The 20639-nt window shown below is 44.4% G+C and carries 15 protein-coding genes; 5 read left to right on the top strand and 10 right to left on the bottom strand.

Annotated features, from left to right (window positions below; all coding sequences use genetic code 11):
- Nucleotides 1-430: 430 nt before the first annotated feature.
- The 5 genes from GKR61_RS08855 to GKR61_RS17730 all read right to left on the bottom strand — a co-directional run bounded on the left by GKR61_RS08855 (nt 431) and on the right by GKR61_RS17730 (nt 6133).
- Nucleotides 431-694, bottom strand: coding sequence for a helix-turn-helix domain-containing protein (locus GKR61_RS08855; protein WP_036948539.1), 264 nt, complete (start codon nt 692-694; stop codon nt 431-433).
- 179 nt (nt 695-873) lie between these two features.
- The gene (gene glnG / locus GKR61_RS08860) at nt 874-2322 is read right to left on the bottom strand and encodes a nitrogen regulation protein NR(I) (RefSeq protein WP_154599872.1); all 1449 of its coding nucleotides are present in this window, start codon (nt 2320-2322) and stop codon (nt 874-876) included.
- 9 nt (nt 2323-2331) lie between these two features.
- The gene (glnL, locus tag GKR61_RS08865) at nt 2332-3381 is read right to left on the bottom strand and encodes a nitrogen regulation protein NR(II) (RefSeq protein WP_154639733.1); all 1050 of its coding nucleotides are present in this window, start codon (nt 3379-3381) and stop codon (nt 2332-2334) included.
- Nucleotides 3382-3545: 164 nt separating this feature from the next.
- The gene (glnA, locus tag GKR61_RS08870) at nt 3546-4955 is read right to left on the bottom strand and encodes a glutamate--ammonia ligase (protein WP_154639734.1); all 1410 of its coding nucleotides are present in this window, start codon (nt 4953-4955) and stop codon (nt 3546-3548) included.
- A 347-nt stretch (nt 4956-5302) separates the two neighbouring features.
- Nucleotides 5303-6133, bottom strand: a complete 831-nt coding sequence (locus GKR61_RS17730; RefSeq protein WP_230083145.1) for a PadR family transcriptional regulator — start codon at nt 6131-6133, stop codon at nt 5303-5305.
- 426 nt (nt 6134-6559) lie between these two features.
- On the opposite strand from GKR61_RS17730, the gene typA reads away from it, so the two are divergent.
- The 4 genes from typA (at nt 6560) to fabY (ending at nt 10692) form a co-directional block, all read left to right on the top strand.
- Nucleotides 6560-8383 carry a ribosome-dependent GTPase TypA gene (gene typA / locus GKR61_RS08885; RefSeq protein WP_036948555.1) on the top strand — a complete coding sequence of 608 codons (1824 nt, stop codon included), beginning with the start codon at nt 6560-6562 and terminating at the stop codon, nt 8381-8383.
- A gap of 250 nt (nt 8384-8633) precedes the next feature.
- Nucleotides 8634-9248 carry a glucose-1-phosphatase gene (yihX, locus tag GKR61_RS08890; RefSeq protein WP_036948558.1) on the top strand — a complete coding sequence of 205 codons (615 nt, stop codon included), beginning with the start codon at nt 8634-8636 and terminating at the stop codon, nt 9246-9248.
- A gap of 55 nt (nt 9249-9303) precedes the next feature.
- A complete protein-coding gene (gene dtd, locus GKR61_RS08895) occupies nt 9304-9741 on the top strand; it encodes a D-aminoacyl-tRNA deacylase (protein ID WP_036948561.1) in 438 nt (145 codons plus the stop codon).
- 27 nt (nt 9742-9768) lie between these two features.
- Nucleotides 9769-10692 (top strand): fatty acid biosynthesis protein FabY, encoded by a 924-nt coding sequence (fabY, locus tag GKR61_RS08900; protein WP_036948563.1) that lies wholly within the window; start codon nt 9769-9771, stop codon nt 10690-10692.
- A 96-nt stretch (nt 10693-10788) separates the two neighbouring features.
- Here the strand turns inward: fabY and GKR61_RS08905 are convergent, their stop codons facing one another.
- Nucleotides 10789-12582: an AsmA family protein gene (locus GKR61_RS08905; protein ID WP_336426617.1), complete on the bottom strand. Its 1794-nt coding sequence runs from the start codon at nt 12580-12582 to the stop codon at nt 10789-10791.
- A gap of 125 nt (nt 12583-12707) precedes the next feature.
- Nucleotides 12708-14096 carry a uracil-xanthine permease family protein gene (locus GKR61_RS08910; protein ID WP_036948569.1) on the bottom strand — a complete coding sequence of 463 codons (1389 nt, stop codon included), beginning with the start codon at nt 14094-14096 and terminating at the stop codon, nt 12708-12710.
- Between the two features lie 233 nt (nt 14097-14329).
- Between GKR61_RS08910 and gltS the strand changes: the two genes are divergently transcribed.
- Nucleotides 14330-15544 (top strand): sodium/glutamate symporter, encoded by a 1215-nt coding sequence (gene gltS / locus GKR61_RS08915; RefSeq protein WP_036948572.1) that lies wholly within the window; start codon nt 14330-14332, stop codon nt 15542-15544.
- A gap of 117 nt (nt 15545-15661) precedes the next feature.
- On the opposite strand, the gene recG is transcribed toward gltS, so the two are convergent.
- The 3 genes from recG to spoT are packed head-to-tail and all read right to left on the bottom strand — an operon-like array spanning nt 15662 to nt 20626.
- Nucleotides 15662-17743: an ATP-dependent DNA helicase RecG gene (recG, locus tag GKR61_RS08920; protein WP_036948574.1), complete on the bottom strand. Its 2082-nt coding sequence runs from the start codon at nt 17741-17743 to the stop codon at nt 15662-15664.
- A 9-nt stretch (nt 17744-17752) separates the two neighbouring features.
- Complete coding sequence (gene trmH, locus GKR61_RS08925) at nt 17753-18466, bottom strand: tRNA (guanosine(18)-2'-O)-methyltransferase TrmH (RefSeq protein WP_154639735.1); 714 nt, start codon at nt 18464-18466, stop codon at nt 17753-17755.
- Nucleotides 18467-18496: 30 nt separating this feature from the next.
- Nucleotides 18497-20626: a bifunctional GTP diphosphokinase/guanosine-3',5'-bis pyrophosphate 3'-pyrophosphohydrolase gene (gene spoT / locus GKR61_RS08930; protein ID WP_154599873.1), complete on the bottom strand. Its 2130-nt coding sequence runs from the start codon at nt 20624-20626 to the stop codon at nt 18497-18499.
- Nucleotides 20627-20639 lie beyond the last annotated feature (13 nt).

The following is a 20639-nucleotide window of genomic DNA, read 5'->3' on the forward strand; positions in this document are numbered from 1 at the left end:
GTGAATGTTTTTCGCTTGTGAATTAAAGCTTAAGTATTTTGTGTTTGTTTTTATAAATAAACAAGTTTGTGTTTTTTTAGATTTTAAATTTCATCTTGAGTTACGGTTATTTATTTTTGTTTTAAATTCACTATACGGGTGGGGTTTTTATTTAGGTTAATTTGGAAAATTGAAATATTAATAATTTCAATTTCAATGTGAATTGAAAATAAAAATTAAATGTCAGGATTTATTTTAGAGTGCGAGATTGTACAAAAACACGCTTTATGGGTTGGGAGAGTGAGATTTTATCGTAAATGTAAAATATTGATGGCAGGTTTTGACATAAAACAATATTCTTATTTATACATTGATTTATTTTTTATGAAGTTAAATCATCCTATTTCAATCATGAAATAAGATTGGTCTATTTGCGTATATCTTATAGTGACTACTTTTTATTAAGATAATGTAAAATAAATTTCTTCTCCGCTTCACTAAATATAAAAAAGCTTAATAAACTAATCTCAAAATAATCGGCGTATTGTTTTAGTTTATCGACGGGAATTCGTGACTTTCCTTTTTCATATTTCAGCTGTTGAAATTCGCAAACACCAATTTCATCAGCTAGTTCTTTTAATGACAAATGATGATATTCACGGATTAGTGTTATTTTATGTCCAATAATTTCGGATATTGTATGGTTTTCGCTCATAGGAAACCCTCAATGACGGTATATTGACAGATGATGGTTATCGAGCATCGATATTCAATTAGTGCGGCTTTTTGATGATATTTTATTGATAATCAATATTAACCAATGAAAAGTTAACACGTTTTTTCGCGTGTTAACCTAATTAAATCATAGCTGCTAGATGGTGAGCTTTCTAGAAATTAATCTTCGATACCGAGCTCTTTTAATTTTCGCGTTAGGGTATTTCGACCCCAGCCTAATAAGCGAGCTGCTTCTTGCTTATGTCCGTGGGTATATTTGAGGGCGCAATTGAGCATGGTTTTCTCTAATAACGGCATGGCGTCATTAAATAAATTTTGCTGGCCGGCGTTCAGTGCGGAATCAGTCCATTTTTCTAATAGATCAAACCATGTGAGGTTAGGATCTTGAGAATGGATGGCGGATGAAGCAGGATCTTTCGCTGACTTGTTGGATTCTTGCTTATTAAATAGATCGCTTGGTAAATCTTGCGGAAGCACTTCTTGGCTAGCTGCCATCACGGTTAACCAACGACAGACGTTCTCCAATTGGCGCACATTTCCCGACCAAGAATAGCGTTGAAGAATTTTAATGCTGTCAGGGTGCAGAACTTTGCTTTCTACCCCTAACTCCTTGGCGGTATTTTGCAAAAAGTAATGGGCCAGACGAGGAATATCTTCAACGCGTTCCCGTAATGGCGGAAGCTGTACGCGGATCACGTTCAGTCGATGGAACAAGTCTTCGCGGAATAATCCTTCTTCCACGCGTTTTTCTAAGTTTTGGTGCGTTGCGGCGATAATCCGCACGTCAACCTTAACAGGGGTATAGCCACCAATTCGATAAAATTGCCCTTCAGCCAGTACCCGCAATAAGCGCGTTTGCACATCCAGAGGCATGTCACCGATTTCATCGAGGAATAGTGAACCTCGATTAGCTTGCTCAAAGCGCCCTTGGCGAACTTGGGATGCGCCTGTAAAAGCCCCTTTTTCGTGACCAAATAGCTCAGATTCAATTAAATCTTTTGGAATAGCCGCCATATTTAAGGCGATAAAAGGCTCATTAGCACGTGGGCTGTGTTGATGCAACGCGTGGGCAACGAGCTCTTTACCCGTTCCAGATTCCCCGTTGATAAGTACACTAATTGAGGAGCGGGAAAGACGCCCAATGATCCGATACACCTCCTGCATAGCAGGGGCTTCGCCGATCATCGTTGACGAAATCACCGCGGCTTGCGGTTTATCGCTAGCAGCATTGTTTTGTTCACGGCTGTGGTTTAGTGCGCGCTCTACTAAGGCGACGGTTTCATCGATATCAAAAGGCTTAGGGAGATAGTCAAAAGCGCCAGATTGATAAGCGTTAACGGCGGCATCTAAATCGGAATGCGCGGTCATGATAATAATCGGCAGTAATGGATGGGACTGTTTTAGCTGGCTGAGTAAGGCAAGCCCATCCATGCCCGGCATACGAATATCGGAGAGTAATACGTCAGGGACGTCATTGTTGAGGGCGGCAAGCACCGCATCGGCGCTGTCAAAACAGGTGCAATTAAGTTCGGCACTGTTGAGCGCTCGCTCTAGTACCCAGCGGATTGAACTGTCATCGTCAACAACCCAGATTTTTCCCTTCTGCATGGCTATCTCCTATTTTTTGATGGGTAGATAAATAGAAAACTCGGTGTGACCCGGCCAACTGTTAAACTCAATTTTCCCCGCATGTTGATCCACTAGACTGCGCGCGATAGATAAGCCTAAGCCAGTGCCATCAGGGCGACCGCTGACCATCGGGTAAAACAGCGTATCTTGGATAGCGAGTGGAATACCGGGACCGTTATCTTCAATATCAATCCGCGCAGCCAGCTTATAGCGCTCCCCTTGCAGCATCACTTGGAATGCGGTGCGCGTGCGCAAAGTGATGGTGCTACCCGTATCGCCAAGTGCTTGCAAGGCGTTACGCGTGATATTGAGCAGCACTTGCTCTACTTGGTCTGGGTAGTATTCCAGATCGGGAAGGCTTGGGTCGTAATCGCGAACCAGCGTGATATTGTCTGGTTTTTCTAACCCGACTAAGCGCATCACATTTTCCACACTATGATGGATACTTTGCTCGGTTTTCGGTCCCGGATATTGAGGTCCTAATAACCTATCGACTAAGGCACGTAGGCGATCGGCTTGCTCAATAATCACTTGGGTATATTCATTTAGCTGCGGGTCGGGCAGCGCCTTAGACAATAATTGCGCCGCACCACGTAATCCACCCAATGGGTTTTTGATTTCATGGGCAAGCCCACGGATCAATTCACGGGCAGCAAGCTGCTGGGCATTTTGCGCTAACTCTTGGCTAAGGCGTCGCTGGCTATCCAATTGGGACAGCTCGACAAGAATAAATTGGTCGGATAAAGGCTGAGCACTTAAAGACATCATGTGAGAGTGGTTATTAAGCACCAGAGTCACTTCGTTTTCGGTAAAACTGTGGCCGGTTTTGAGGCTATTGAGCATCTGTTCATCATTTAATGAACAATAGTTGAATAGTAACGGGAGCGGGGTGCCATAGAGCTTACGGGGGCTTTGTGCCAAAATTTGTAAGGCGGCATGGTTGGCATAATGAATGACTAAATCGTAATCCAGCACTAATACGCTGTTAATTAAGGAATCGAGGAGATGTTCGGGGACAGGTAAATGCTCGGCTTTCATGTAATATTGCTCCTGCACTATTTTGGTGCATTATACGTTATTTACTGATTAACCGATACGTCGAAGCCAATATTTGCTGTTTATCACTCGGTGCAGAGAAAAGGCCCCATCCAAAGATGGGGCAAGTGCTTCACGGCAACAAAGACTATCAGTGGAACGGCGTGTTACGCACTGTAGTACATTTCAAATTCGAGTGGGTGTGGTGCCATACGAACGCGTTGGATATCAGCACGCAGTAATTCGATGTAAGCGTCGATAGCATCGTCAGTAAATACACCACCACGAGTTAAGAACTCACGGTTTTTATCCAGTTCAGCCAGTGCTTCTTCTAAAGAACCCGCCACTGTTGGGATCTCTTTGGCTTCTTCTGGCGGTAAGTCATACAGGTTTTTGTCCATCGCATCGCCTGGGTGGATCTTGTTGATGATGCCATCAAGACCTGCCATTAACTGAGCAGCAAACGCTAAGTATGGGTTAGCCGCTGGGTCTGGGAAGCGAACTTCGATACGACGTGCTTTCGTGCTTGCAACCACTGGGATACGGATAGAAGCAGAGCGGTTACGTGCAGAGTAAGCCAGCATTACTGGTGCTTCAAAACCTGGGACTAAACGTTTGTAGGAGTTAGTCGTTGGGTTAGTGAATGCGTTCAGTGCGCGAGCGTGTTTGATGATACCGCCGATGTAGTACAGCGCCATCTCAGATAATCCGCCGTATTTATCGCCTGCAAATAGGTTCACACCACCTTTAGATAAAGACATGTGGCAGTGCATACCGGAACCGTTATCACCAACTAATGGTTTTGGCATAAAGGTCGCAGTTTTGCCGTATGCGTGTGCAACGTTATGGACAACGTATTTGTAAATTTGAGTCTCATCCGCTTTTTTGGTCATGGTATTAAAGCGAGTTGCGATTTCGTTTTGACCTGCAGTTGCCACTTCATGGTGGTGAGCTTCAACCACTAAGCCCATCTCTTCCATCGTGGTACACATAGCCGAACGTAAATCTTGTGATGAGTCTACTGGTGGTACTGGGAAGTAACCGCCTTTCACTGCTGGACGGTGACCTTTGTTACCGCCTTCGTATTTAGTGCCAGTGTTCCATGCGGCTTCGATATCATCGATGTGATAGTAGCTGCTGTGCATGCTGTTGCCGAAGCGAATGTCATCGAACACGAAAAATTCTGGTTCAGGTCCAAATAACACCATATCCGCAATGCCGCTAGAACGCAGGTAATCTTCAGCACGTTTAGAGATAGAGCGGGGGTCGCGATCATAACCTTGCATAGTGCCTGGCTCTAAAATGTCGCAACGAATGATTAAGGTATTATCGGCGTAGAATGGGTCTAACATTGCGGTAGATGCATCAGGCATTAATACCATGTCAGACTCGTTGATGCCTTTCCAGCCACCGATGGATGAGCCATCAAACATTTGACCTTCTTCAAAGAAGTCTTCGTCAACTTGATGAGCAGGGATAGTGATGTGTTGCTCTTTACCTTTTGTATCAGTAAAACGCAGATCAATAAATCTAACATTGTGCTCTTCGATTAACGATAAAGCATGTTTAGCGGACATTCTCGGCTCTCCTGGTCGGGTCTAATCAACTCACGCAGCAATTAAGGTGCGCATGGGTTGGTTTATCTGGCTTCGCAAGATTAATGATTATTTCATTAACAATATTGCAAGCTCTCTAGGGTTATATAAGCGAAAAGCGTGCCAACTTTTAAAATCATCGTAAATGGGGATGATGACAAGAAGATGGCAATGATTAGGCTAAAAAACAGTCTATCATTGCGCTGTATTGGTGCAAGGAAAAGATTTGCTGCACCAATATGGTGCAATCAATGAAAAGCGGAAACAAAAACGGTGTAGTGCCATTGATTGGCGCGACACCGTTGGTATTTTTAGAGATATAAAAAGGTTTATTCGTCATTACTGTCAGTTAATAACGTGTTTACTTCTTCAATTTGTTTGACGGCATCATTGATGATCGCTGCAATTTGATGAGTTTGTTCTTCATTTAATTGCTTGAGCACCATTTTGTGGCGGAGCAGGGCTTTAAAACGGCTCACTGCCATTTCGATATCTTCTGATAAGTTGGTGCCTTGCTGTAGTTCACGGGCTTTGGCTAATTTACGGCTGATAACGGCTTCAGTTTCTTTATTCTGCGCGAGGTGTTCAGCCCCTTCTGGAGTAATAGAGAAACTTTTGCGATTACGCTCGACAATTTGGGATTCCAAAAAGCCTTGTTCTTCTAATAGGGTTAAGGTTGGGTAGATGACCCCAGGGCTTGGTACATATAAGCCATTAGATGCTTCTTGGATGTCTTTGATGATTTCATAACCATAGCTTGGTTTTTTTGCCACTAAAGAGAGCACCATAATGTGCAGATCTCCATGGTCAAATAGGCGACGTAAGCCTTTGCCGCGTCCGCGACCATGACGACCCTCGCCGTGGCAGCCTTCACCGTATCCACGACCGTGACGACCCTCGCCGTGGCAGCCTTCATCACGTCCACGACCGTGACGACCCTCGCCGTGGCAGCCTTCACCGCGTCCGCGACCGTGACGACCCTCGCCGTGACAGCCTTCACCGTGTCCACGACCGTGACGACCCTCGCCGTGACAACATTCCCCGTGGTCATGACCATGGCGATGTTCTTGGTGCTCGCTATTGTGGCAGCAGCCACCGTGTCCTCGTTGATGTTCGTCATGATGTGAGGCATAAACATGACGGCATTGATGTATTCTCATAGGAACCTCTGTTATTATTTCGATATATCTAAATTGCGTTGATGAGTTCACTTTATTCCGATATATCTAAATTGTCAAATCAGATATATCTAAATAATAAAAAATACATTGAAATGAGTGATAGACGAAGAAAGTTTATTTTTTATTCTTTTTTTCGGCTGCTAATATTTCCTTTTTAGCGTATTATCCTGCCACTTTGTGATTTCCTAGTGCTGATAATTGCTATTTTTTTGAGCATCTTTGCACGACGACGCAACTGAATGTTTTTTAGCTAAAAACTTTTTTAATAGTGATGGCTTTCACATTTATTCCACTTGTGTGGAAAAACGTGTAAAATAACAGCAAATTAACGTAGAAAGTATGCTTTGGGCATTACAACAACTCATAAAGCATATTCCTTTCCTGTCAATTAAACGGTAAAAATCCTTGTCAATTCAAAACTTAAGAAACATCGCCATCATCGCTCACGTTGACCATGGCAAGACAACACTGGTTGGTAAATTACTGCAACAGTCCGGCACTTTCGGTGAACGTGAAACTGTTGATGAGCGTGTTATGGACTCCAATGACTTGGAGAAAGAGCGTGGTATTACAATCCTTGCTAAAAACACCGCTATCCAATGGAATGGTTATCACATCAATATCGTAGACACCCCAGGTCACGCCGACTTTGGTGGTGAAGTTGAACGTGTTATGTCCATGGTTGACTGCGTTCTGCTGGTTGTTGATGCGATGGACGGTCCAATGCCACAAACTCGCTTCGTAACGCAAAAAGCGTTCGACCACGGTTTACGTCCAATTGTTGTTATCAACAAAGTTGACCGCCCAGGCGCGCGTCCTGATTGGGTTGTTGACCAAGTATTCGACTTATTCGTGAACTTAGGTGCTACGGATGAGCAATTAGATTTCCCTATCGTTTATGCATCTGCATTAAACGGTATCGCTGGTCTTGACCATACTGACATGGCTGAAGACATGACTCCACTGTACGAAGCTATCGTGGAACACGTTGAGCCACCAGCAGTTGATCTGGAAGGTCCATTCCAGATGCAAGTTTCTCAGTTAGATTACAACAGCTACTTAGGCGTTATCGGTATCGGTCGCATCAAGCGTGGTACTGTTAAACCTAACCAACAAGTGACTGTTATCGATAGCGAAGGTAAGACTCGCAACGGTAAAATCGGTAAAGTTCTGACTCATTTAGGTTTAGAGCGTATTGATTCACAACAAGCTGAAGCTGGCGACATTGTTGCACTGACTGGTTTAGGTGAGCTGAATATTTCTGACACCATCTGCCAAGTGGGTAACGTTGAAGCATTGCCTGCACTGGCGGTTGATGAGCCTACAGTTAGCATGTTCTACTGTGTTAACACCTCACCATTCTGTGGTAAAGAAGGTAAGTTCGTTACTTCACGTCAAATCCTTGATCGTCTGAATAAAGAACTGGTTCACAACGTTGCACTGCGTGTTGAAGAAACTCAAGATCCAGATGCATTCCGCGTTTCTGGTCGTGGTGAGCTGCACTTATCTGTTCTGATCGAAAACATGCGTCGTGAAGGCTTCGAATTAGCCGTTTCTCGTCCAAAAGTTATCGTTCGTGAAATCGATGGTCGTAAACAAGAGCCATTCGAACAAGTGACTTTGGATGTTGAAGAACAAAACCAAGGCGACGTGATGAAAGCGTTAGGTGAGCGTAAAGGTGACCTGCGTGACATGATGCCAGACGGTAAAGGTCGTGTACGTTTAGACTACATCATTCCTAGCCGTGGTCTGATTGGCTTCCGTACTGAGTTCATGACTATGACTTCAGGTACTGGCTTACTGTACTCCACATTCAGCCACTACGACGATGTTCGCCCAGGCGAAATCGGCGGCCGTCAAAACGGTGTTCTGATCTCTAATGGTCAAGGTAAAGCAGTTGCATACGCACTGTACAGCCTGCAAGATCGCGGTAAGTTATTCTTAGGTCACGGTGCTGAGGTGTATGAAGGCCAAATCATCGGTATTCACTCACGTTCTAACGACCTGACTGTTAACTGCTTAACCGGTAAAAAACTGACTAACATGCGTGCATCAGGTACTGATGAAGCAACAACGCTGTCACCACCTATCAAAATGACTCTGGAACAAGCTCTTGAGTTTATCGATGATGATGAATTAGTTGAAGTAACTCCACTGTCAATTCGTCTGCGTAAGCGTCACTTGACAGAGAACGATCGCCGTCGTGCTGGCCGTTCTAAAGAAGATTAATCGTTAGTCTTTGAATTAAAATTGAAGGTGCCAAATATGGCACCTTTTTTTATGCACAAAAATCGAACGATAAATGAATTTAGTTATATCGGAGGAAAAAATTTGTTTCTCCAGACACAAACGTCATTCCTCTAGCCAATTTGCTTAATCGATAAATTGAAAAAATAACCTTAATAATCCTCAATTAGGACTGTTCAGTTGCCTCAATAATGATTAAAGTAAATTTAATGAATAACTAAGAGGACAATTTATGCTGTATATCTTCGATATGGGTAATGTGATTATTGATATCGACTTCAATCGTGTATTTGATAAGTGGTCTGAACTAAGTGGTACCCCAAGTTCAGAAATCAAAAAGCGATTCACTTTTGGCAATATCTTCCAACTCCACGAGTGTGGCAAAATTTCAGATATCGAATTTGCTGAACTGCTCTGTGAAGAATTGGGTATCACCCTAAGCTTTGAAGATTTTGCAGAAGGCTGGCACTCAATTTTCATCTCACTAAGACCAGAAGTCATTGATATTATGGAACGTCTGCGTGAGCAAGGTCATCGCGTTGTCGTGTTATCTAACACTAATCGCCTGCATCTTGATTATTGGCCAGAACACTACCCTGAAATTGCAGCGTCCTCTGACTTCCTGTATCTATCCCAAGATTTAGGAATGCGTAAGCCAGACCCAGAAATTTTCAAATATGTTCTGGAATCTGAAGAATTTGAAGCAGCTGATGCGGTGTTCTTTGATGATGTAGAAGAAAACGTAAAAGCGGCTGAAGCACTTGGTATCAAAGGTGTTCATGTCTTGAATAAAGACACCGTTCCTGAATATTTTCGTACTTACGACTTTAGCGCCGAAGTCGAATAATCCAGTTCTTAATAAGGAGTAACGGCGACGTTACTCCTTTTTTTATCGAGTACCCATGATTGCATTAATCCAAAGAGTCACTCACGCGAGTGTGGTTGTTGATGAAAAAACAGTAGGGCAAATTGGTCCTGGTCTTTTAGTTTTGCTCGGTGTTGAAAAAGACGATGATGAGCAGAAAGCAAAACGCCTTTGTGAGAAAGTCCTTGGCTATCGTATTTTTAGCGATGACCAAGGCAAAATGAACCTTAACGTTCAACAAGCTGGTGGAAGTTTATTAGTGGTTTCACAGTTCACGTTAGCCGCAGATACCAAGAAAGGGATGCGCCCAAGTTTCTCCGGCGGAGCGGAGCCAGCGAAAGCGGATCAGCTGTATCAATATTTTGTTGAGCAAAGCCGTGCACAAGGCATCGTGACAGAAACCGGTGAATTTGCGGCGGACATGCAAGTTAGCTTGACCAATGATGGTCCCGTGACTTTTTGGCTGCAAGTGTAGAAAAATCGCTTAAGGGAGGGGGGAGAGATGTATCACCTACGGACACCAAAAGATGAACTTGAATTCGCTGCATACTACCAATTTCGCTGGTCAATGCTGCGAGAACCGTTCAAACAACCCCTTGGCTCTGAAAAAGACGGTTATGATTTAACCGCTCACCATCAAATGGTGGTTGATGAAAAAAATCGTATTTTGGCCATTGGGCGCCTATATATTAATGCCGATAATGAAGGAGCTATTCGCTTTCTCGCAGTTAATCCTGTCATGCAAGGCAAGGGGTTAGGCAAACTGATTATTATGGCGCTTGAAACCATTGCAAGGCGAGAAGGTGTTAAACGTATCGTGTCCAGTGTTCGAGAAGAAGCCGTACCATTCTTCGCCAAAATGGGTTTTGAACGTCGTGGCGAGGTCACTGGAGAGTTGAAAACCCCTGTTCGACACTATTTGATGATCAAACCAATTGAAACCCTTGACCAAATTCTCCATCGTCCGGATTGGTGCGGTGAGCTTCAGCAAGCTTGGCACAAGCATATTCCATTAAGTGAAAAAATGGGTGTACGTATTGAACAGTACACAGGAAAGCGCTTTGTGACGACAATGCCAGAAGCTGGCAACCAAAATCCTCATAATACTATTTTTGCTGGAAGCCAGTTTTCTCTCGCCACGTTAACTGGCTGGGGAATGATTTGGCTACTGCTGCAAGAGCATCAATTAGGCGGAGAAATCGTTCTGGTAGATGCCAATATTCGCTACGCAAAACCCGTTAGTGGACGCCCAACCGCAGTGGCCGATCTCTCACATCTTAGTGGGGATTTAGATCGCCTCGCCCGAGGAAGTAAAGCGCGGGTAAAACTAGAAGTGCATGTGAGCAATGCAGAAAACCAAGTGGGTGCGGTATTTAGCGGCATATACATGGTGCTGCCAGAAACGAAAAAAGAGAAAAGCGAATAATGTTTTTAGGTGGCTGACTGTTTTTGGTGAAGAATCGAAAAAGCAGGCAATCCGAAGGGATGAGCCTGCTTTTTTATTGCTTACTAACTCACTGCTTTATTGAGTAACCATATCAGGAACATGCCTATCAACAGGGTAGGTATTTTCTGCTGGTACAGTGTGTGATTCTAGCTTGGGTTGGGATTCTGCTGATGGCTCTACGGGGGCGACGCCAGACGCCACATGGCCATCAACCACAGTACGCAGTTGAGCGCTTCCTTGAAGTGGCTTAGCGGTTAATTTTCCGTTGAGGCTTGATACTAGAGGTGATGCGAGTAAATCCCCTTGTAATGAAGCCTCGAAATCTCCCCACATTTGTGGTGAAAAGCCTGACCAACCCCATTGGTTTAAATCACTTAAATCAATGTTGGTGCCTGATGCACGTAATTCAAAAGGTACTTTATTTGGCTCTTGCTGTGCCAGTAAACCAATTTTTGCGATACCACGGTCAACGCTGCCACTGAGGCTTGCGGCGGCACGCCCATTACTTCCTGCAATTTCTAAAAGTGGACGACGGATCATCACCTGGTTGATGGTACCTGTATCGGCATTGAAAGTAGCTTGCCCCTTCCAGATTCCCCACTGTTTCTGTTTGATCAGGTCAACATAGCGAATGTTGCCGCTTAACGCGGTAAATTCGAAAGGAAATTCAGGTTGAATATTCATCAGCAAAGATTGCGTGACGGTAAAATTATCAATGGCGAATGTGGATAACCACGCTGGTGTGGGTTGAGCAAAGAACGACAGCCAATTATCTGGCAAGGTATACAGAACCCCAGCGAGCGTACCGTCAGTGATGGTCAGTGATTTATCATTACGTTGCCAAACCGCACTGAGGTTAAAAATACCTTTATTGTAGTAGCCGGAGAGCTTATCAACATTGAAGTTATCACCGTCAATGTTCAGCTCACCGATGAGCGTATCAATTTGCTGGTCTTGGATAACCAATTGATCGACATTGAAATTAATATGGCTTTTTGGGCTGCTCCAACTCCCTCTCACCAAGGCAATTTGATCGACTTCGCTGCTCAGACCCGACAGTGCCCAATCGCGCCCTTGAATATCTACATTGGTTAGTTGTAATTGGTTGATTTGCAATGTTCGGTCACTGTTTATTGCATCAAACAGCGCATCAAAGGTTAAGTCATTCTGCCAGCCCACTTTATTCATCGACAGGTTATCAATGGTGATAGAACCGTCAGCAAACCATTTTCCTTTACCCGTGATCGCCCCATTATTGAGGTAGCCGCTGATTTGGCTAAAATCTGTTACCTTTTCTTGTAATTTCCCCGTGACCGCGACATTTCTAAAAGGGAGAGAATTCAAGGTTAATTGATTGGTAGTAAAGCGAAAATCACCATAACCAAATGGATTTTCAGTTGTTGGTTTCCATGGGGTTATACCCCCTGTAAATCCTGCGACTTGAACGGTGTTTTTGTCTTGAGTTAATTGAATCTGGCTATTTTCAAATTGTAGGACTTTTGCAGAAAGCGGTAGCGGCGATGTGTTCTTGGTAAAGTTTGCAGATAAGTCTCCTTGAGTGATGGTTAAGCGTTGAATAGCTTCGCCACTGAAAATATGCCGCCAATTGACATCCACCACAATTTGCCGAGCATCTAATTCTAGCTGCTTGTTGCTTGATTCAATCTTAATGTCTTGGAAAATAAATTTACCCGGATCGGAGAATTGATGTCCCATAATGCCGACGGTAATGTCATAAGGCGTAAATTTGCTCAGAAGTTGGCTGGCGTAACCTGCTCCCCATCGAGTTTGTAAGGCAATATAGCAGGCAAGAAATACAATCAAAAGAAGCAGAAAAATATAGCCGAAAAACCTCAGTAACCCTTTCACGTTTGTCTGCTCCCTTATTAATCAGATAAAAATATAAATTGCCGATATGTTTAATATATCGGCAACTCAAGGATAGCATACAGAAGAACCGCCGGCGTGTTCAACTCTTGCGGCGGTATAGGGAATTATTTTTCGTGAGGGAAAATCAAGTTCAGTACAATCGCAGTTAAACCACCTGCTGCAATACCGGATGAAAACAGGGTTTTCAGCCAGTCAGGCGCAAATTGTAGGATTAACGGTTGCTGAGAAACCCCCATTCCTACGGCTAGAGACAATGCAATGATCATAATTGCGCGGCGATTGAGTGGCTCGCGAGAAACGATACGCACACCGGACGCAGCAATTGTGCCGAACATCACAATGGTAGCACCACCTAGAACAGGTTCAGGAATTTGTTGCACAAAACCTGCCACTGCTGGGAACAGACCCAGTAGCACTAGCATCAACGCCACTAAGTAACCCACATAGCGGCTAGCAACACCTGTTAATTGGATAACGCCATTATTCTGACCAAAGCAGGAGTTAGGAAAGGTATTAAACACCGCTGACACCATAGAATTTAGTCCATTGGCTAATACACCGCCTTTAATACGTTTCATATAGAGAGGTCCGTGTACTGGCTGCTCGGAGACATCTGACGTTGCTGTGATATCACCAATGGTTTCTAGCGACGTCACCATAAAAATTAGAATTAGTGGAATGAGTAAATTCCAGTCAAAAGAGAGACCATAATAAAAAGGTTCAGGGATCGTAATCAGAGATTGATTGGCATCACTGGCTTGCGTAGTTGGCAGCATATTCATCCACCAAGCAGCAAGGTAGCCTACTGCCATTGCAATCACTAATGATGCAACGCGTAAGTACGGGTTCTTCTGGCGAGTTAACAGGATAATGACGGCTAACACAATGCCTGCAAGAATGAGGTTATCAGGGGAACCGAATGTGTTATCGCTCAGTGCACTGTAACCCCCACCAATTGAGGTTAAACCGACTTGAATCAGTGATAAACCAATGATCATGACCACAACACCAGAAACCAGCGGCGTGATAACTCGGCGAGCTAAATGTAAGAAACGCGATAAGATAACTTCGGTCAGTGCTGCGACCATTAATGTGCCGAATAATGCCGCCATCATGGAAGGGATATCGGCTCCGCCTTGCTTGAGTGCAACTCCCCCCATAATCAACGGTGCAACAAAGTTGAAACTGGTGCCTTGAATGGAAAGTAATCCTGAGCCGACAGGACCCCACGCGCGGATCTGAATCAGAGAGGCGATTCCTGAAGCAAACAATGACATGCTGATGATTCGCTGGGTGTCATGAGCGGGTAGCCCAAGTGCTTGGCAGATAAGCATTGCGGGGGTAATCACCGCGACAAACATCGCTAATAGATGCTGTCCAGCAGCAAACAGCGCCTGAGGTAAAGGTGGCCTATCTTCAAGGCGATAGATCAGTTCGCTTTGGTTTTGTACTGTTTTTTCAACATTTTGTTCTTCAGATGCCGTTGCGTTCATTATTCCAATTCCACTAGCAAAAAGCGCATTTTAAAGAGAATAATTCAAAAAGCAATCGGTTGCGCAAAAAAATTAAGGTGGATATTAAACTAAGAGCGTCACATTTTTATATGTTTTAACTTGTATTTATCGCGATTTTTTTTTCTAATCCATGCACCTGCTTTTGGCGTTTTAAGGAAAAAAATAACGTCTAATTAGTTTTAAATAATATTAACAACAGACGAGGTACATAAATGTATCATCTCGATGTCTACGGCACTCTGGTCGCTGCTACACTCGTGCTATTACTCGGACGTAAACTGGTAAAGTCAGTTTCATTTCTTGAAAAATACACTATCCCTGAACCCGTTGCAGGGGGATTATTAGTCGCTTTTACCCTGTTAGTGGTTAAGCAAGTATTTGATTGGAGCCTCTCCTTCGACTTATCACTGCAAGAACCGATGATGCTCGCATTCTTTGCGACCATTGGTTTGAATGCTAACTTAGCGAGCTTAAAAGCTGGCGGTAAAGCATTGTTAATTTTCATTTTTGTCGTTGTCGGTTTATTGCTAGTTCAAAACACAGTCGGTATCGCACTTGCGAAATTATTAGGTTTAGACCCTCTTATGGGGCTATTAGCCGGCTCAATCACTTTATCCGGTGGACATGGTACAGGCGCCGCTTGGGGTAAAATCTTTACTGAAGATTATGGCTTCAAGAGTGCAACTGAAGTTGCAATGGCTTGTGCAACCTTTGGTTTAGTACTTGGAGGGCTTATTGGTGGCCCTGTTGCACGTTTCTTAATTCGCAATATCCCAACACCTGGTACCGCGGATGAGGACAAAGATGTTCCTACCGCATTTGAAAAGCCACAATCCAACCGCATGATCAACTCGATGGTGTTGATTGAAACTATTGCGTTGATCGCTATCTGTTTGCTAGCAGGAAGCTGGATTGCAGGGCTACTATCAGGCACCGCATTTGCACTGCCTAAATTTGTTTGCGTATTGTTCGTCGGTGTTATCTTAAGTAACAGCCTATCTTTACTTGGTTTTTATCGAGTATTTGACCGCGCGGTTTCTGTGATGGGTAACGTCAGTCTATCCTTATTCTTAGCCATGGCATTAATGAGTTTAAAACTGTGGGAACTGGCGTCTTTAGCAATCCCAATGTTAGTCATTCTCGGCGTTCAAGCTTGCGTTATGGCAGGATATGCGATTTTTGTTACCTTCCGTGTGATGGGTAAAAACTATGATGCTGCTATTTTAGCGGCGGGTCATTGTGGTTTCGGTTTAGGGGCAACACCAACCGCTATCGCTAACATGCAAGCGGTAACCGATAAATTTGGTCCATCTCACCTAGCATTCTTAGTCGTGCCGATGGTAGGGGCATTCTTTATCGATATTGTGAATGCGTTAGTGATTAAGTTCTACTTATGGTTGCCAGTTTTCCCAACGATTGGCGGCTAGTACAGAACAAGTATTGAAGTAAATACAAACATATATAACTAAATGTATAAATAAAGCAGGTATTGCCGTGGACATGGATGTGTTCACGGCAATTTTCATTTTAAGGAAGGAAAAAGCTTAAGCGTGGCTATATTGCTCGCGCTCAGGGAGCCAGCGTTCAATAATCTTTTGAGCATGCTCAGGGTAGTTTTGTTGAATATGTCGTGCCAACCGTTGCACTTCTGGCAACATATATTGATCTCGTAGCAAGTCTGCCACTTTAAAGTCCGCATTCCCTGTCTGCCTGGTACCTAGCAGCTCTCCGGGGCCTCGAATTTCTAAGTCTTTTTGGGCAATCACAAAGCCATCATTACTGTCTCGTAAAACTTGTAAGCGCTGCTTGGCGGTATGAGTGAGTGGCGTTTTATAAAGTAGCACACAGTGAGATGCGACAGAGCCACGACCAACCCGCCCCCGTAGTTGGTGCAATTGTGCTAATCCAAGCCGTTCGGGGTTATCAATAATCATCAGGCTTGCGTTCGGAACATCCACCCCGACTTCGATAACGGTGGTAGCAACAAGTAACTGTATTTCGTTATTCTTAAATGCCGCCATAATGCTTTGCTTTTCGGCGGGTTTCATTCGACCATGGACTAGTCCAACTTTGAGTTCAGGTAGGGCCAACGCGAGTTCTTCGCTGGTAACTTGGGCAGCTTGCGCTTCAAGTACCTCTGAGTCATCAATCAATGTGCACACCCAATAAGCTTGCCGTCCTTCCTCTAAACAGGCTTGGCGAACGCGCTCGACAATATCACTACGTCGGGTGTCTGGAATCGCCACAGTAGTGACCGGAGTTCTTCCTGGTGGAAGCTCGTCAATCACTGAGGTATCGAGATCGGCGTAAGCAGTCATTGCCAGCGTGCGTGGGATTGGCGTAGCGGTCATGATTAATTGATGTGGGTGGAATCCTTGCTGTTCACCTTTCTCGCGCAAAGCGAGCCGCTGGTGAACGCCAAAGCGGTGTTGTTCATCAATGATGACTAACCCTAAAGAGTGAAAGCTCACTTGCTCTTGGAAGATGGCATGGGTACCGACTACCATCGAGACTTCACCACTCGCAATGGCATCTTGTTGTTGCTGGCGGGCTTTACCTTTTTGTTTACCTGCTAACCAGCCTACTTTGATACCTAGAGGTTCAAACCATTGCTTAAAGGTATTTGCGTGCTGCTCTGCAAGAATTTCAGTCGGTGCCATTAAGGCAACTTGTTTACCATTTTCAATGGCACACAGTGCGGCTAATGCAGCCACAAGTGTTTTACCGGAACCGACATCACCTTGGATCAAACGCATCATTGGGGCATTTTTTCGTAAATCAGTTTCGATTTCTGCTACGACGCGTTTTTGCGCGTTAGTTGGTGAGAACGGCAAATTTGCCAGTAAAGGCGTTTTAAACTTTCCAGATGAAACCAATGGTTCAGCATAGAGCCGTTCATTGCCAGCCCGAATGGCAAGCATACTTAAATGGTGAGCCAGTAACTCTTCGAGGATCAAACGCTTTTGGGCTGGGTGATGCCCTTTTTCCAACTCTTCTAACGAAACATCCGGTGGTGGAGTGTGTAACAGTCGGATGGCATCGGGGAGGCTAATTAGGCTACGGCTGAACTCTTCGGGCAGTAACTCTTGAATATTGCCACTTTCTAACATGGTGAGCGCTTGCTCCATCACTTTACGCAGTGTGGCTTGGCGGACACCTTCGGTTGTCGGATAAACCGGAGTTAGGTTCTCTTGAAGGGCGATATTATCCGTTTCTTGAGAGACTTTATATTCAGGGTGAATAATTTCAGGTCCTGTATTACCACGACGCACTTCTCCGTAGGCAGTCACTTGGCGACCTTCGGCTAAACTGTTTTTCATTGCAGCAGAGAAGTTGAAAAAACGCAGCGTTAGGTTGCCTGTACCATCGCTGATCAGGCAGGTCATCATTCTTTTACGTCCAAAAACGACTTTGGTTTGTAGAACGTGACCAGTGATAGTGGCCGTTGTGCCGGGTATCAAGTCTTTAATCTGATAAAGACGCGTATGATCTTCATAACGCAGTGGAAAATGCAGAAGCAAGTCCTGAACTGTGTTCAACCCGATTTTACTCATTTTTTCTGACTGGCTGGCACCAATGCCATGAAGTGAAGTCAGTGAAATGGTATTAAGCAGACCACGGTTCATGTCGATTCCTTAACTGAGTTGTTTTCTCTTCATTTTTTCAGAAAGCTGCATTTGTGCCCACCAAGCATCATCAGCCTCTATCTGACCTTGCTGATTGATAAATGGGCGAGGAAGCCCTTTGCGTTTAGCCACTTCAGCCAATACAGGATAGCCGCCTTCAAATAGCCACTCTTGTTGTTCTTGCTCAGATAATAGACTATTTTCTCGGTCATACATGCCTGCGAGTTGGCGCTGACGTTGGGCTTCATACAAAATAAGTGCAGAGGCGACAGATACATTGAGTGACTGCACCATACCAATCATTGGGATGATAATATGTTGATCTGCAAGGGCTAATGCCTTATCCGAGATACCCGTTTTCTCTTGTCCCACCATAATACAGGTTGGGCGGGTATAATCAATTTCTCGAAAATCGACAGCCGTATCTGACAGATTCGTGACTAAAATCTGCATACCTTGGGATTTTATCTGAGTAATGGCGCTTTCGGTGGATTGGTGCGAGATGACTTTTACCCAACTATTACTTCCCGCTGCAGAGGAGACGGAGAGTTTAACCTGTTGGTCTGGCCAAATGGCATGAATTTTATGGATCCCGATTGCATCAGCACTGCGCACAATTGCAGAAACATTATGAGGCTTATGAATTTCTTCAAGACAAAGTGTTAGGTCGGGCTGCCGCATCGCCATCATTTGGCAAATGCGGCGATAGCGGCGTTCATTCATAGTGAGAGTTCGTATTTTTAATGATATCGACTAATTACGGTTACGGCTGACGCGTAGAACATCTGGCATGATACGAATTTTACGCATCACGTTAGCCAATTGAATACGGTTTTTAATCGACAAGCGAATAAAGGCGCAGTAAACACGACCATCTTTCTCTTCAGTGTTCATGCTTTGAATACTTGAGTTCGCATCATTGATAGCGGCGGTCAAGTTAGCAAGGGCACCTTGATGGTTTATCATATCAACTTTAATTTCAGCGATAAAATCTGTGTCTGTCTCGGTATCCCACTCAACAGCCATAAATTTATCCGGTTCTTTCTGATAACCACGGATATTACGGCAAGATTCATGGTGAATAACCAATCCTTTACCTGGGCTAATATGCGCAATAATTGGGTCGCCCGGGATAGGACGGCAGCATTTAGCAAAGGTAATTAAGACTCCATCAGCCCCTTTGATGGACAGCTTATTACGGTTTTCCGTAATCACTGGTTCTTCAACGGCACTTGACTGAGCACTCTGAGGGTTACTTTGCAAGTTACGAGCTACTACAACACTCATGGCATTACCTAAACCAATTTCGGCAAGTAAATCGTCAATAGAGTGGAGCTTCATGCGAGCTAATTCGGCATCAATACTTTCACGAGGTATATCCGTGATTTTGGTGCCTGTACCTAGCGCATGATTGAGTAGGCGACGACCTAAATTAACGGAGTCTTCGCGTTTTAAATTCTTCAGTAACTGACGGATTTTTGCACGTGCTTTTGAACTTACCACAAAGTTCAACCATGCCGCATTTGGTCGAGCGCCTGGAGCCGTAATAATTTCTACCGTTTGACCGCTAGAAAGTGACTGGGAGAGTGGGTAAGGTTGGCGATCAACTCGTGCACCCACACAAGCATGCCCAATGTCAGTATGCACGGCATACGCGAAGTCCACCGGTGTTGCGCCTGTCGGTAATTCGACAATACGACCTTCGGGGGTGAAAACGTAAATTTCATCAGGAAAGAGGTCTGATTTTACGCTTTCAATAAATTCAAATGAGCTTCCCGCACTCTGTTGGAGTTCGAGCAAGCTTTGCATCCAACGCTGGGCTTTCACCTGCGCAGTGGTTCCCAATTCGCCTTGTTCTTTATATGCCCAGTGAGCAGCAACACCCATTTCGGCCATTTGGTCCATATCTTCAGTACGAATTTGTACTTCGACAGGTACCCCATGAGGTCCAATTAATGAGGTGTGGAGGGATTGGTATCCGTTAGCTTTAGGAATAGCAATATAGTCTTTGATTCGCCCCGGACGAGGTTTATAAAGACTGTGCATTTGCCCTAAAACACGGTAGCAGGTATCAACGTCTTCAACGATGACCCTAAAAGCATAGATATCCATAATGGAATGGAATCGCTGCTCTTTTTGATGCATTTTCCGATAGATAGAATACAGATGTTTTTCGCGACCACTGACTGTACAGGGTACACCTGCTTCCGTTAATCGACCGTCAATTTCAGAAAGGATTTTTTGGATCATTTCTTTACGGTTACCACGAGCGGATTTCACCACTTCCTTGATAACACGATAACGGTTTGGATACAGCGCTTCGAAACCTAACTCTTCGAGTTCGGTTTTAATATGGTGGATACCTAAGCGATGCGCGAGAGGACTGTAAATTTCCAGTGTTTCACGCGCTATGCGGCGACGCTTATCGGGTCGTAATGACCCAAGCGTGCGCATATTGTGAGTACGGTCTGCCAGTTTGATCAAAATGACACGGATATCTTTCACCATTGCCATGATCATTTTACGGAAGTTTTCTGCTTGAGCTTCTTTCTTGTCGCGGAAATTCAGCTTATCCAGTTTGGAAACCCCTTCGACTAAGCCGGCGACGGTAGTTCCAAACAGCTGCTCTATGTCTTGAAATGTCGCTGGAGTATCTTCAATCACATCATGAAGTAGCGCAGCCATCAGTGTTTCATGATCCAAACGCATTTCAGCCAGAATACAAGCAACAGCAACAGGGTGAGTAATATAAGGCTCACCACTGGAACGGGTCTGCCCTTCATGAGCATCCCGTGCGACAACATAGGCTTTTTTCAGTAATTCAACTTGCTCTTTTGGGAGATATTGCTGAATTATTAGATTTAGGCTTTCAAACAGATACAAGGCAGACCCACCT

This window comes from Providencia sp. wls1916, assembly GCF_009706585.1.
Lineage (GTDB): Bacteria > Pseudomonadota > Gammaproteobacteria > Enterobacterales > Enterobacteriaceae > Providencia > Providencia lanzhouensis.